At 39.7% G+C, this 14542-nt stretch carries 14 protein-coding genes and 1 other annotated feature; of the genes, 13 read left to right on the top strand and 1 reads right to left on the bottom strand.

Annotation, left to right across the window (positions count from 1 at the left end; translation table 11 throughout):
* Nucleotides 1–86 precede the first annotated feature (86 nt).
* The 8 genes from FQT67_RS06255 (at nt 87) to FQT67_RS06220 (ending at nt 6144) form a co-directional block, all read left to right on the top strand.
* Nucleotides 87–1280, top strand: coding sequence for a CapA family protein (locus FQT67_RS06255; RefSeq protein ID WP_143936387.1), 1194 nt, complete (start codon nt 87–89; stop codon nt 1278–1280).
* Nucleotides 1281–1399: 119 nt separating this feature from the next.
* Nucleotides 1400–2422, top strand: coding sequence for an IS30 family transposase (locus FQT67_RS06250; protein ID WP_170078128.1), 1023 nt, complete (start codon nt 1400–1402; stop codon nt 2420–2422).
* A 138-nt stretch (nt 2423–2560) separates the two neighbouring features.
* Nucleotides 2561–2635 (top strand) — a sequence feature (ribosomal protein L21 leader region).
* Between the two features lie 34 nt (nt 2636–2669).
* Nucleotides 2670–2984, top strand: coding sequence for a 50S ribosomal protein L21 (rplU, locus tag FQT67_RS06245; RefSeq protein WP_002985116.1), 315 nt, complete (start codon nt 2670–2672; stop codon nt 2982–2984).
* Between the two features lie 11 nt (nt 2985–2995).
* Nucleotides 2996–3322, top strand: coding sequence for a ribosomal-processing cysteine protease Prp (locus tag FQT67_RS06240; protein ID WP_003053756.1), 327 nt, complete (start codon nt 2996–2998; stop codon nt 3320–3322).
* A gap of 27 nt (nt 3323–3349) precedes the next feature.
* A complete protein-coding gene (gene rpmA, locus FQT67_RS06235; RefSeq protein ID WP_002985110.1) occupies nt 3350–3643 on the top strand; it encodes a 50S ribosomal protein L27 in 294 nt (97 codons plus the stop codon).
* Between the two features lie 248 nt (nt 3644–3891).
* Nucleotides 3892–4806, top strand: coding sequence for a LysR family transcriptional regulator (locus FQT67_RS06230; RefSeq protein ID WP_003060904.1), 915 nt, complete (start codon nt 3892–3894; stop codon nt 4804–4806).
* Complete coding sequence (lspA, locus tag FQT67_RS06225; protein ID WP_003062532.1) at nt 4803–5261, top strand: signal peptidase II; 459 nt, start codon at nt 4803–4805, stop codon at nt 5259–5261. The genes FQT67_RS06230 and lspA overlap by 4 nt, the downstream gene beginning before the upstream one ends.
* Nucleotides 5251–6144, top strand: coding sequence for an RluA family pseudouridine synthase (locus FQT67_RS06220; protein ID WP_003056336.1), 894 nt, complete (start codon nt 5251–5253; stop codon nt 6142–6144). Before lspA ends, FQT67_RS06220 begins: the two co-directional genes overlap by 11 nt.
* Before the next feature lie 126 nt (nt 6145–6270).
* Here the strand turns inward: FQT67_RS06220 and FQT67_RS06215 are convergent, their stop codons facing one another.
* The gene (locus FQT67_RS06215) at nt 6271–6885 is read right to left on the bottom strand and encodes a VTT domain-containing protein (protein WP_003062209.1); all 615 of its coding nucleotides are present in this window, start codon (nt 6883–6885) and stop codon (nt 6271–6273) included.
* Nucleotides 6886–7163: 278 nt separating this feature from the next.
* Here FQT67_RS06215 and pyrR point away from each other — a divergent pair, with 278 nt between their 5' ends.
* The 5 genes from pyrR (at nt 7164) to carB (ending at nt 14507) form a co-directional block, all read left to right on the top strand.
* Nucleotides 7164–7685, top strand: coding sequence for a bifunctional pyr operon transcriptional regulator/uracil phosphoribosyltransferase PyrR (gene pyrR, locus FQT67_RS06210; RefSeq protein ID WP_003050221.1), 522 nt, complete (start codon nt 7164–7166; stop codon nt 7683–7685).
* 15 nt (nt 7686–7700) lie between these two features.
* Nucleotides 7701–8960 (top strand): solute carrier family 23 protein, encoded by a 1260-nt coding sequence (locus tag FQT67_RS06205; RefSeq protein ID WP_003056248.1) that lies wholly within the window; start codon nt 7701–7703, stop codon nt 8958–8960.
* 60 nt (nt 8961–9020) lie between these two features.
* Nucleotides 9021–9953: an aspartate carbamoyltransferase catalytic subunit gene (locus FQT67_RS06200; RefSeq protein WP_003056299.1), complete on the top strand. Its 933-nt coding sequence runs from the start codon at nt 9021–9023 to the stop codon at nt 9951–9953.
* Nucleotides 9954–9987: 34 nt separating this feature from the next.
* Nucleotides 9988–11079 (top strand): carbamoyl phosphate synthase small subunit, encoded by a 1092-nt coding sequence (locus tag FQT67_RS06195; RefSeq protein WP_003056272.1) that lies wholly within the window; start codon nt 9988–9990, stop codon nt 11077–11079.
* A 251-nt stretch (nt 11080–11330) separates the two neighbouring features.
* Nucleotides 11331–14507, top strand: coding sequence for a carbamoyl-phosphate synthase large subunit (gene carB / locus FQT67_RS06190; RefSeq protein ID WP_046177110.1), 3177 nt, complete (start codon nt 11331–11333; stop codon nt 14505–14507).
* Nucleotides 14508–14542 lie beyond the last annotated feature (35 nt).

Here is a 14542-nt window from a genome sequence, read left to right as displayed (position 1 = left end):
CTTGGTTGTCAAGAGCTTTTTTTGCTGGAAAAACACAGGAAATTGTTGCAGCAAGATGTTATAATAGAGGAAAAGGAGGTTGCGTTTTGATAAAAGAAATTCCCTATAAAAAAACACTATTAGTTGTGATTTCTGCGATTGCTGTACTGTTACTAGTTGGGCTGATGAACGACTTGCTTGCCTTTCAAAAAAATAGTAAAACAGCACAGCAAAGTAGCCATCAAGCTGTAAAAACTGTGCGTGTCGTTGCTAACGGTGATATCTTGATTCATGATATTCTCTATATGAGTGCTAGAAAAGCTGATGATTCCTATGATTTTAATCCCTATTTTGAATACGTTAAAGAGTGGATTAGCGAGGCTGATTTGGCTATTGGAGACTACGAAGGGACCATTAGTCCAGATTATCCCTTAGCCGGTTATCCTTTATTTAATGCTCCAGAAGAAATTGCAAGTGCCCTCAAACAGACAGGCTATGATGTGGTTGATTTAGCCCATAACCATATTTTAGATTCTCAGTTGGCAGGGGCTCTCCATACGAAAAAGGTCTTTTCACAATTAGGGATAGATAGTATTGGTATCTACAACAAAGATCGATCAAAAGAACCTTTTCTGATTAAAAATGTTAATGGGATTAAAATAGCTATACTAGGCTATTCCTATGGTTACAATGGTATGGAAGGTGGTCTTAGTCAGGAAGAGTATGAGAAACACTTGTCTGATTTAGATGAAGCTAAGATAAAAAAAGAACTTCAGCTAGCTGAAAAAAAGGCTGACGTGACCATTGTCATGCCACAAATGGGAACAGAATATGCCTTAGAACCGACAGCAGAGCAAAAAGAACTCTATCATAACATGATTGATTGGGGAGCAGATGTTGTCCTTGGTGGTCATCCCCATGTAATTGAACCGTCAGAAACCATCCTCAAAGGAAAGGACAAAAAATTTATTATTTATTCTATGGGGAATTTTATTTCCAACCAGCGCTTAGAAACAGTAGATGACATTTGGACAGAACGCGGCCTATTGATGGACCTTACTTTTGAGAAAAAAGGGAAAAAGACAACCATCAAAACAGTTAAAGCCCATCCAACGATGGTTTTAGCCAAAGGCAAAGGGATTGTGGGCAAAGAAGGTTTTGAACTATACAATTATCGAACAATGATTTTAGAAGACTTTATCAAGGGTGGAAAATACCATGACAAGATTGATGAGGAAACCAAAGCAAAAGTAGCACTTGCCTATCAGGAAATTAATGATTTAGTCAACCTGAAATGGTAATACTTGGTGGTCTAGCATTTAATGATAAAAAAACCGCGTTGTAAAATGAAGTGCAACAAAAAAGACATGTTTGTCTGATATACTAGAATTCCCCAATTCAGTATGGAAAGCAGATGAACATGTCTAATATTAATTCTACCAGAAAATCCTCCTATTCTCATCTTTCAGCCACAGAACGGGGTGAAATTGCTGCTTATCTCAAAATGGGAAAGAAACCCGTTGAGATTGCTCGACTCCTGGGTCGTCACCGTTCTACAATCTGCCGAGAAATAAAACGTGGTTCAGTAGAACAGGTAAAGGATAAGAATGGAAAACAAACCTTCTTCAACGCCTATTTTGCTGATAGTGGACAACGTGTCTATGAAACCAATCGTCAAAAGAGTTCTTACCTCAAATTGAATGGCTGCTCCGCTAGGTTCATTGCACAATTAGAATCTGCCTTGACGGCTAACATTCGTCTCCATAGTGTGGATAGTTTTGTTCAGACTTACAAAGTAAACCATCCTGAAGAAGTCGTCCCCTCTACCAAAACGATTTATCGTTATATCAAAGAGGGGTTGTTAGCTATTAAACCAATCGATTTGCCTAAGATGGTTAGTATCAGAAAACGTTCTAAGAAAGTCATGAAGACGAATAAGAAGACTTTAGGTAAATCTATCGAAGAACGTCCAGAATATATTAATGATCGTTCTGAATTTGGGCATTGGGAGATTGATTTGGTTCTCGGCAAGAAAACCAAAGGTGAAGCTGTTATGTTGACTTTGGTAGAGCGCCAGACACGCTATGCACTAGGAGTTAAGCTAGAAGACAAGCAGTCCCAAACCATTAACCGCGCTGTCACGCATCTCATCAGTCAGTATCCTATTGCATCCATCACAGCAGATAATGGTTCTGAGTTTAGTTTACTCTCAACCTTAGAAGCTGTTGACGTTTACTTTGCACATCCCTATTCTTCACATGAGAGAGGAACAAACGAGAACTTCAATGGCCTCCTCAGAGAATATGTCCCTAAAGGAATCTCACTTAATCCACTAACCTCTGAAGAACTTGACAATTATCTTACAGCCATCAATGAGCGCCCAAGACGACTTCTTCAATATCAATCCTCAACATTCCTGTTTGAGCTAGCCCGAACAGCTTAACCTCTGGAACTCTAGTTATCTATGAACTGGTTGCACTTGACTTGACAACTTGCGAATGTAAAAAAATAGAGATTAAAGTTATTTTTTCCTTGATAAAAAGCAGTTATGGTGCTAAAATAGTAACGTTGACTAAATGCACATCCTGTGCAACCGCACGAAAATCGTTGTCAAGTAGACCAAGTCTCACGATTCCAGGCGAGTCTTCACAGAGGGAAACCTCAACTAAAAATTTTATAGGAGGTGCATCATGAGCACATACGCAATCATCAAAACTGGTGGAAAACAAGTTAAAGTTGAAGTAGGTCAAGCAATCTACGTTGAGAAAATTGACGCTGAAGCTGGCGCAGAAGTCACTTTTAACGAAGTTGTTCTTGTAGGTGGTGACAAAACTGTAGTTGGTACTCCAGTTGTTGAAGGAGCTACTGTCGTTGGAACTGTTGAAAAACAAGGAAAACAAAAGAAAGTTGTAACTTTCAAATACAAACCTAAAAAAGGTAGCCACCGTAAACAAGGTCATCGTCAACCTTACACTAAAGTTGTCATCAACGCAATCAACGCTTAATTTACTAGCTTATGATTAAAGCAATTTTTACTCGCCAAAAAAATGGTCAACTGAGCAGTGTTACACTGACAGGTCATGCAGGTAGTGGTAAACATGGCTTTGATATTGTTTGTGCCTCTGTTAGTACTCTAGCCATTAACTTTGTTAATTCTCTTGAGGTGTTAGCAGATTGCCAAGCATTAGTAGATCTTAATGATGTTGAAGGTGGGTATATGGCTATTACAATACCACCACATGACAACAAGGAGGAAGTTCAATTATTATTTGAATCTTTTCTTCTAGGAATGACTAGTTTGGCGAATGATTCTTCAAAATTTGTCAACACTCAGGTCATCTAAATTTAATTTAAGAGAGGAAACAACATTATGTTAAAAATGAATCTTGCTAACTTGCAACTTTTCGCCCACAAAAAAGGTGGAGGTTCTACATCAAACGGACGTGACTCACAAGCTAAACGCCTAGGTGCTAAAGCTGCTGATGGTCAAACTGTTTCAGGTGGATCAATTCTTTACCGTCAACGTGGAACTCATATCTACCCAGGTGTAAACGTAGGCCGTGGTGGAGATGACACACTTTTCGCTAAAGTTGAAGGTGTTGTACGTTTCGAACGTAAAGGACGCGATAAAAAACAAGTTTCTGTTTATCCAGTAGCTAAATAAGTTGATTAATCGCATCATATCAGGCTTTCCGAGCTTTCGGAGAGTCTGTTTTTTTATTTTGCTACCTAAATAAAAAATAGTAGCTGATTATTTAGGTGCCCTGCCTTTAGCTAGAAAGAGGGAGCTTTTTATGCCCCAGTTAGTTCAATTTAAGGAAGACCCTATTAGGAGATAAAACCTAAGGAGAAGATGTTGGAATAAGAAGCTTTATGGTATAATTAAGGGTATTAGATTTAGAAAGGGAAGTCATGAATATCCAACAGTTACGTTATGTGGTTGCTATTGCTAATAATGGCACCTTTCGGGAAGCTGCCTCTAAATTATTTGTCAGTCAGCCTAGCCTATCAGTGTCTATTAAAGACTTAGAAGCAGAACTAGGGTTTCAAATTTTTAATCGGACTACCTCTGGCACTGTGCTGACAAGTCAAGGGTTGGTTTTTTATGAAAAAGCTTTGGAAGTAGTGAAAAGCTTTGATGCTTTTGAAAAAACCTTTTCGCAGGCTGATTTGGATCAAAATGAATTTTCGATCGCTAGTCAACACTATGATTTTCTGCCTCCTCTGATTACAGCTTTTTCTCAGCAGTATGATGGGCATCGTGTTTTTCGAATTTTTGAATCCACTACAATTCAAATTTTGGATGAAGTGGCACAAGGAAACAGTGAGTTAGGTATTATTTATTTAAACGCTGACAATCAAAAAGGCCTTTTTCAACGCATGGATAAGTTGGGTTTGGAATATGTTTCTTTAATTCCTTTTACAACCCATATTTATCTTTCGAAGACTCATCCATTAGCCAATCGTGAGGCGCTTTATTTGAAAGATATTCAAGGATTACCTGCGGTAAGGTTTACTCAGGAAAAAGATGAGTACTTGTACTATTCTGAAAATTTTGTAGACACTAGCGAATGTCCTCGTATCTATAATGTGTCAGACAGAGCAACGTTGAATGGTATTTTAGAAAGAACCGATGCCTTTGCGACGGGATCAGGTTTTCTTGATCATCGTAGTGTGAATGGCATTAAAGTGATTCCTTTGATTGACCATATTGACAACCATATGATTTATGTCAAACGAAAAGATAAAAACCTTTCAGTTGCTGGTGCCACATTTGTGACTATTTTAAAAGATTATTTTGATGAAAGAAGGAAAGCCTTAACATGAAAAAACGATTGTTTGTGCTTAGCTTGATCCTCCTTGTAGCTTTGGATCAACTTAGTAAATTTTGGATTGTTTCTCATATAGCGCTTGGAGAAGTGAAACCCTTTATCCCAGGTATCGTCAGCTTGACTTACTTGCAAAACAATGGGGCTGCCTTTTCCATATTGCAGGACCAGCAATGGTTCTTTGTTGTCATAACGGTTTTAGTTATCGGTTATGCTATTTATTACCTTGCTACTCATCCCCATTTAAATATCTGGAAACAATTAGCTCTCTTGCTTATTATTTCTGGTGGAATCGGGAATTTTATTGATCGTTTGCGTTTAGCTTACGTGATTGATATGGTTCATTTAGACTTTGTGGATTTTGCCATTTTTAATGTGGCAGATGCTTACCTCACTTTGGGAGTCATTTTATTAGTAGTGTGTTTATGGAAAGAAGAGGATTATGGAAATTAATGTGTTGACGTCGGGGCAGCGTCTGGATAAGGCCTTGGCTGACTTAAGCCCCTTGTCACGGGGCCAAGCCAATGACCAAATTAAGCAAGGCCTTGTTTTAGTGAATGGCCAGCAAAAAAAAGCAAAATATACAGTTCAGGCAGGCGATGTGATTCAGTTTGAATTGCCAAAAGAAGAAGTCTTAGAGTACCAAGCTCAGGATATCCCCTTGAACATTATCTATGAGGATGAAGCCTTAGCTATTATTAATAAACCGCAAGGAATGGTTGTTCATCCCTCGGCGGGGCACCCTTCAGGAACAATGGTTAATGCCTTGATGTATCATATCAAGGATTTGTCCTCAATCAATGGCGTGGTTCGTCCAGGAATTGTCCATCGGATTGATAAGGATACCTCGGGACTGTTAATGGTAGCTAAAACAGATGAAGCTCATCAAGCTTTGGCCGCAGAATTAAAAGCCAAAAAATCTCTCAGAAAATACCTAGCCATTGTTCATGGAAACCTACCGAATGATCGTGGGATGATTGAAGCTCCTATAGGTCGTAGCGAAAAAGACCGTAAAAAACAAGCAGTTACAGCAAAAGGTAAGGAAGCAGTGACACGTTTTACAGTGCTAGAGCGCTTTGGAGATTATAGTCTGGTGGAATTACAACTTGAAACTGGTCGCACCCATCAGATTCGTGTTCATATGGCTTATATTGGGCATCCTGTTGCTGGTGACCCTTTATATGGCCCTCGTAAAACCTTGTCAGGACACGGCCAATTTCTTCATGCCGAAACATTGGGGCTGACCCATCCTTTAACAGGGGAAGACATGTTATTTACCGTTGCGCCTCCTGCTATTTTCCAAAAAACATTACAGCAATTAAGACAAAAACAGTAAATGAGGAAGAACATCATGTTCTAACCTCATTTTTTCATTCAAAAACCTTGCTTTTAGTCATGATAAAAACAGGGTGAAAAGGTAGAACTGTCGAAAACATTTCTAAGGAAATAAAACTGATATCAACTAAGACTGTAAGACCTGACCAACAAGTTGGAATCCTTGATAGGTGAGGACAGTGTAGATATAAAGGGTAACAGGCTTCGCTAGTAAGAAGATAGCGGTGAATTTGCGAAGAGACATCTTGCCTAAACCAGCTACCATGCAGAGGAAGTCGTCTGGAAATCCTGGTAAAATAAAAGCAGCAGCCAGAAAGCGTTCAAAGTATTTACCCTTGTCTAGGCAGGGAATGTACTTGTTGTAAGTATCATCGGAAACAAAGATTTTGGCAAATTGTGCACCATATTTTCTGGCAAGCATGAAGCTAATGAGAGAGCCGATAAAAATACCAACCGTATTATAAATAAAGCCTAAGAAAGGTCCGAAAACCACATGCCCTAAGACACAGGTTAAACCGCCAGGGATAACAGGATAGACAACCTGAACGATTTGAATAAGGATAAATAAACAAGGAGCTAAAATCCCAAGTTTAACGAGGTAAGCTTGAAAAGTTCCTCCTACAGCAAAGAAGTTAGGATGTTGCTGGAAATAAGCCAAAAAGAGTAAGGATAAAGCAATTCCAAAGGCAGAAAGGATTTGGATGGTTTGCTTATGAGTTAGGGTCCGAGTTTTAGAAGGCATAAGGAAGACTCTCTTTCGTTTCTTTGACATTATTGTACTATTGTTTTCATACAAATACAATAGGTCTTAAGGCTTATTTTTTTGAAAAAAGTCTTGTCTTTAGCTTGGGTTTTTGCTATACTAATGAAAATAAAATATTCCTTTAAAACAGTCCCGTGAGGCTGTCAAGGAGACCAATCTGAAAAAGTGCACCATTGTACTCAATTGTGCCATATTTTGTTGAATCTCCTTGTTATCAAGGAGATTTTTTTATTTGAATTTTTAGAGGAGGTTTCAACATGAAATCTAAGGAAATTGTCGATGACGTGACCATGAAGCGCGCCATTACCCGTATTACTTATGAGATTATCGAACGCAACAAACAATTGGACAATGTGGTTTTGGCAGGAATCAAAACGCGAGGTGTTTTTTTAGCCCGTCGTATTCAAGAAAGATTACGTCAACTCGAAGGACTAGAACTACCTATTGGCGAATTAGATATCAAACCTTTCCGAGATGATGTGAAAGTTGATGAAGACACGACATTGATGCCTGTTGATATTACAGGTAAGGATGTGATTTTAGTCGACGATGTGCTTTATACAGGACGTACCATTCGAGCGGCTATTGATAATTTAGTGAGTCTAGGTAGACCAGCCCGTGTTAGTTTAGCTGTTTTAGTCGATCGTGGTCATCGGGAATTGCCGATTCGTGCGGATTATGTCGGAAAGAATATTCCGACTAGCAGCGTGGAAGAAATTATTGTTGAGGTTGTCGAAGTTGATGGCCGTGATCGCGTTAGCATTGTTGACCCAACATAAGAAAGAGGTATTACTGTGAAAGATGTCATTTATGATGTAGAAGAAGTTCCAAAGGCAGGTATGTTAATTGGTCTGTCTTTCCAGCACTTATTTGCTATGTTTGGTGCGACTGTTCTGGTTCCCATTCTAGTTGGAATTGACCCATCAGTTGCTTTGTTATCTAGTGGTTTAGGAACCCTTGCCCACTTATCAGTGACCAAATTTAAAATTCCAGCATATATGGGATCAAGTTTTGCCTATATTGCAGCAATGCAACTGTTGATGAAGACAGATGGTATTGGAGCTGTGGCTCAAGGGGCTATGACAGGAGGTCTAGTTTACCTGATTGTAGCTTTGATTGTGAAAGCTATTGGCAATGATTGGATTGATAACATCTTACCACCGATTGTGGTTGGTCCTATTGTTATGGTCATTGGTCTAAGCCTAGCTTCTACAGCTGTTAATGATGTCATGCTAAAAAATGGGAACTATAATCTGACTTATCTTGTTATTGGGTTAGTCACCTTATTAGCAGTTATTTTTTTCAATATTTATGGTAAAGGAATTGTTGCTATTGTACCAATTTTATTGGGGCTATTAGTTGGTTATGTTGTAGCCCTTTTAGTGGGTATTCTCACTGGTCAAGAAATTGTTGATTTTACCAATGTGGCTCAGGCTAAATGGTTTAGTATCCCATCAGTGGAAATTCCTTTCCTTACCTACGGGGTTAAATTCTATCCAAGTGCCATTTTAACCATGGCTCCGATTGCCTTTGTGACAATGACAGAACATTTTGGACACATTATGGTCTTAAATAGTTTGACAAAAAGAGATTATTTCAAGGATCCAGGACTCGAAAAGACACTTACAGGTGATGGTTTTGCGCAAATGATTGCCGGTTTTCTAGGCGCACCGCCAGTGACTTCCTATGGTGAAAATATTGGTGTTATGGCTTTAAATAAAATATTCTCAGTCTACGTCATTGCGGGCGCCGCAGTGATTGCAGCTCTCCTTAGCTTTGTGGGTAAAGTATCTGCTTTAATTCAGTCTATTCCAACCCCAGTAATCGGAGGTATCTCTGTTGCTTTGTTTGGGGTGATTGCTTCAAGTGGTTTGAAAATCTTGATTGAATCAAAAGTTGATATGGATAATAAGAAAAATCTATTGATTGCTAGTGTTATTTTGGTCTCTGGGATCGGAGGATTGATGCTTCAAGTAAATGGTCTTCAAATTTCAGGTGTCGCTTTCTCAACACTTCTTGGAATCATCCTATATCAGGTACTTCCTGAAAAATAAAAGAACCAGTTGTCTACTACTTAATTTAGTTGTCATTCATTAGTGATAAAGGGGAGAAACATGTCAGTCGTTAATAACCGTGTTGCACTTACCAATTTAGTTTCAATGGAAACATTAACCAATGAAGAAGTTTTAGGACTTATCAACCGAGGTTCAGAATACAAAGCAGGAAAGGTTGCCCTACCTAAACTGCAAGATCAGTTTGTGGCTAACCTCTTTTTTGAAAATTCTACTAGAACTCATAAGTCATTTGAAGTGGCCGAGAAAAAACTTGGGTTAACCGTTCTTGATTTTAATGCAGACACGAGTGCTGTTAATAAGGGAGAAAGCTTGTATGATACTGTGTTAACCATGAGTGCCCTAGGGACAGATATTTGTGTGATTCGTCATCCTGAAGATGATTATTACAAGGCCTTAGTGGAGAGTCCAACAATCACAGCTTCAATTGTTAATGGCGGAGATGGTTCTGGACAGCATCCAAGCCAGTGTCTTCTTGACTTGCTAACTATTTACGAAGAGTTTGGGCGATTTGAGGGGTTAAAAATTGCGATTGCAGGGGACTTGACCCATTCGCGTGTCGCAAAATCAAACATGCAGATTTTAAAACGACTAGGAGCAGAGCTTTATTTCTATGGTCCCAAAGAATGGTATTCAGAAGAATTTGATAGTTACGGGACTTACACTGCTATTGATCACATTATTGAAGAGTTAGATGTCCTGATGTTGCTTCGGGTGCAACATGAGCGTCACGATGGTCAGCAAAGTTTTTCAAAAGATAGTTACCATCAGCAGTTTGGACTGACACAAGAACGTTACAATGCCTTAAAGGACTCCGCTATTATTATGCATCCAGCTCCTGTTAACCGTGATGTGGAGATTGCAGATAGTTTGGTAGAAGCACCGAAGGCAAGAATTGTTTCTCAAATGACGAACGGTGTCTTTGTACGTATGGCTATTATTGAGGCTATTCTTAATGGCAGAAGCCATTGCTGATTAGTCAAAGTGAAGGGGTATGAGAAGGTAAAGAATGGCAAAACGATTACTTATTTTGGAAGATGGTACTATTTTTGAGGGAGAACCCTTTGGAGCAGATAAAGATGTGACTGGCGAAATTGTTTTTAACACAGGGATGACAGGTTATCAAGAGTCCATTACTGACCAGTCCTATAATGGTCAACTGTTAACCTTTACCTACCCTCTGATTGGAAATTATGGCATTAACCGTGATGACTACGAATCGATTACGCCAACGTGTAAAGGGGTTATTGTTTCTGAAGTTAGCCGGCTGGCAAGTAATTGGCGCCAGCAAATGACACTAGATGACTTTTTAAAAATAAAAGGTATCCCAGGTATTTCAGGAATTGATACGAGGGCATTGACTAAAATTATTCGACAACATGGAACCATGAAAGCTACGATGGCAGATGATGGAGATACTATCCAGCATTTAAAAGATCAACTGCGTGCAACCGTGTTACCAACTAACACTATCGAGCAAGTCTCAACAAAAGCAGCCTATCCAGCACCAGGTGTTGGGAAAAGTATAGTCTTGGTTGATTTCGGCTTAAAACATTCGATTTTAAGAGAGTTATCAAAAAGACAATGCAACGTCACCGTGGTTCCATTTACTATTACGGCAGAAGAAGTGCTTCAATTGAATCCCGATGGCTTAATGTTGTCTAACGGTCCTGGAAATCCTGAACAGTTACCAGAAGCTTTAGACATGATTCGAGGGGTTCAAGGGAAGATTCCGATTTTTGGTATTTGTATGGGTCATCAACTCTTTAGCTTGGCAAATGGCGCAAAGACTTTTAAAATGACTTTTGGTCATCGAGGTTTTAACCATGCGGTTAGAGAAATTGCAACGGGAAGAGTGGATTTCACTAGTCAGAATCATGGTTACGCTGTAGAACGCGAAAGTTTACCAGAAACACTTATGGTGACACATGAGGAAATCAATGATAAAACGGTCGAAGGAGTCAGACATCGCGCCTATCCAGCCTTTTCCGTCCAATTTCATCCTGACGCTGCCCCTGGTCCTCATGATGCTAGCTATTTATTCGATGAATTTTTAGATATGATTGATGCTTGGCAATTGAAACAGCAAGCAAAAAAATAATAGCATCAAAGGTCAAAAGAAAAGATTCTTTGAAGGAAAGAAATCAGTTAGCTGTTTGAAAGGAAGACAATTTCAATCTTTCTGACCAAGCTGTCTTGGATTATTTAATGTCGTCCTGTGAGGCGACAAATCGAAAAAGAGGAGAGGAAAAAGGAGCACTAGTGTGGGGGAGGGTGAAAAAATCAAGTATTGGCTTTAGCTAATAAGATTTTGTAAGTCCTTCTACGCTAGTCTCTTTCATAATAATAAGTATGCCAAAAAGAAAAGATATTCATAAAATTATGGTGATTGGTTCTGGCCCCATTGTTATTGGTCAGGCTGCTGAATTTGATTATGCGGGAACACAAGCCTGTTTGGCCCTAAAAGAAGAAGGTTATCAGGTCGTTCTTGTGAATTCAAATCCAGCTACCATTATGACAGACAAAGAAATTGCAGATAAGGTTTATATTGAACCTTTAACCATTGAATTTGTGAGTCGTATTCTTAGAAAAGAAAGACCCGATGCTCTATTGCCAACTCTTGGAGGGCAGACGGGGCTTAACATGGCAATGCAATTATCTAAGGCTGGTATCCTTGAGGAATTGGGGATTGAATTATTAGGAACCAAATTATCTGCGATTGATCAAGCAGAAGACCGTGACCAGTTCAAACAACTGATGGAAGAATTGGGACAGCCAATCCCGGAATCAGAGATTGTCACCAGTGTTGAAGAAGCAGTTGCTTTTGCTCAAACGATTGGTTACCCCGTTATTGTACGTCCGGCTTTTACTTTAGGTGGTACAGGTGGTGGTATGTGTGCCAATGAGAATGAGTTGCGAGAAATTGCTGAAAGCGGACTAAAATTATCTCCTGTCACCCAATGTCTAATCGAGCGGTCAATTGCTGGTTTCAAAGAAATTGAATACGAAGTGATGCGAGATAGTGCTGACAATGCTTTGGTGGTTTGTAATATGGAAAATTTTGATCCTGTTGGTATTCATACAGGAGATTCTATTGTTTTTGCACCAACTCAAACCCTTTCTGATAGTGAGCATCAAATGCTACGCGATGCTAGTCTAAACATTATCCGAGCCCTTAAAATTGAAGGGGGATGTAATGTGCAATTGGCGCTAGATCCACATAGTTTCAACTATTATGTGATAGAGGTTAATCCGCGCGTGTCACGTAGCTCCGCCTTAGCTTCAAAGGCGACGGGTTACCCTATTGCCAAGTTAGCGGCTAAGATTGCTGTTGGACTTACGCTTGACGAAATGATTAATCCAGTGACAGGGACTACCTATGCCATGTTTGAGCCAGCTTTGGATTATGTGGTGGCTAAAATTCCACGCTTTCCCTTTGATAAATTTGAACAGGGTGAACGTCGTCTGGGAACACAAATGAAAGCAACTGGAGAAGTCATGGCCATCGGGCGAAACATTGAAGAGTCATTGTTAAAGGCTTGTCGTTCGTTGGAAATTGGGGTCCATCATAATGAAATGTCAACATTAACTGCTGTTAGTGATGATCAGTTAATAGCTAAAATTGTGAAAGCTCAAGATGATCGTTTGTTTTATTTATCAGAAGCTCTGCGTCGTGGTTACACCATTGAAGAACTCGCCTCTTTGACAAAAATAGATCTCTTTTTCTTGGATAAGTTACTTCATATCATTGAACTAGAGCATGAATTGAAAGCAGTTCCTGATGATCTCGATAAGTTAAAAAAAGCTAAGCGTTATGGCTTTTCAGACCTTAAAATTGCAGAGCTGTGGCAGGTAGACGAAACTCACGTTAGGGAGTTGAGATTGGTCAATGGCATTGTTCCTGTCTATAAGATGGTGGACACCTGTGCAGCAGAGTTTGACGCTAAAACACCTTATTTTTACTCAACCTACGAGTGGCAAAATGAATCGACACTATCTGATAAAGAATCAGTACTTGTCTTAGGTTCTGGCCCCATTCGTATTGGTCAAGGGGTTGAGTTTGACTATGCAACAGTGCATTCGGTTAAAGCCATCCAAGAAGCAGGCTATGAAGCTATTATTATGAATTCGAATCCTGAAACAGTCTCTACAGATTTTTCAGTGTCAGATAAGTTGTATTTTGAACCACTGACCTTTGAAGATGTCATGAATGTGATTGATTTAGAGCAACCCAAAGGTGTCGTCGTTCAGTTTGGTGGACAAACAGCTATTAATTTAGCACAGGCTCTTTCCGAAGCGGGTGTGACGATTTTAGGAACTCAAGTGGATGATTTGGATCGGGCAGAAAATCGAGATCAGTTTGAAAAAGCGCTGAAAGCATTAGGCATCCCACAACCGCCAGGCCAAACAGCAACCAATGAAGCAGAGGCCTTAGCTGCCGCTAGTCACATTGGTTTCCCTGTTTTAGTCAGACCGTCATATGTTCTTGGTGGTCGAGCTATGGAGATTGTGGAAAATGCAGAAGATCTTCAACGTTATATGAAAACGGCAGTCAAAGCCAGTCCAGAACACCCAGTTCTGATTGACTCCTATATTGTTGGTAAAGAGTGCGAAGTAGATGCCATTTCAGATGGAGAGTCGGTATTAATTCCTGGAATTATGGAACACATTGAGAGAGCTGGTGTCCATTCGGGAGATTCAATGGCGGTTTACCCACCGCAAGGATTATCCAAACAGATACAAGAAACTATCACAGACTATACCAGACGTTTAGCTATAGGACTAAACTGTATTGGCATGATGAATATTCAATTTGTTATTAAAGACGAGCAGGTGTATGTGATTGAAGTCAATCCACGCGCAAGTCGTACCGTACCTTTCCTATCCAAAGTCACAAATATTCCAATGGCCCAAGTAGCTACAAAATTAATTTTAGGGCAAAAATTAAGGGATTTAGACTATGGGGATGGTCTTTATCCAGAGAGCCAGCTGGTTCATATCAAAGCACCGGTTTTCTCTTTTACTAAACTAGCTCAGGTAGATAGTCTCTTGGGACCTGAAATGAAATCAACAGGAGAGGTTATGGGATCAGATATAAGTCTCGAAAAAGCTTTGTATAAAGCATTCGAAGCAAGTTATTCTCATTTACCAGAATATGGTCACATTGTGTTTACCATAGCAGATGATAGCAAGGCAGAGGCATTGGAGTTGGCGAAACGTTTCCTTGCGATTGGCTATCACATTGTTGCCACTCAAGGTACAGCAGCTTATTTTGCGGAGCGAGGGTTAGAATCACAGGTGGTTGCTAAGATTGGCGATACCGCAAATGACATTCCATCCTTGGTTCGAAGTGGACAGGTTCAGGCTATTATTAATACAGTGGGCACTAAGCGCACAGCGGATAAAGATGGTCAATACATTAGACGTTCAGCTATTGAACAAGGAATTCCACTGTTTACAGCTTTAGACACAGCTAAGGCGATGTTAACAGTTTTAGAAAGCCGTTCCTTTAGAACACAAGCCATTTAAGGCTCAAGCCCCTTTTAAGTATTCTTAGAGGGGCT

Source organism: Streptococcus sp. NCTC 11567, assembly GCF_902141215.1.
Classification (GTDB): domain Bacteria; phylum Bacillota; class Bacilli; order Lactobacillales; family Streptococcaceae; genus Streptococcus; species Streptococcus dysgalactiae.
Note: the sequence above shows the minus strand (reverse complement) of the source record. Positions and strands in the feature narration are given on the sequence as shown.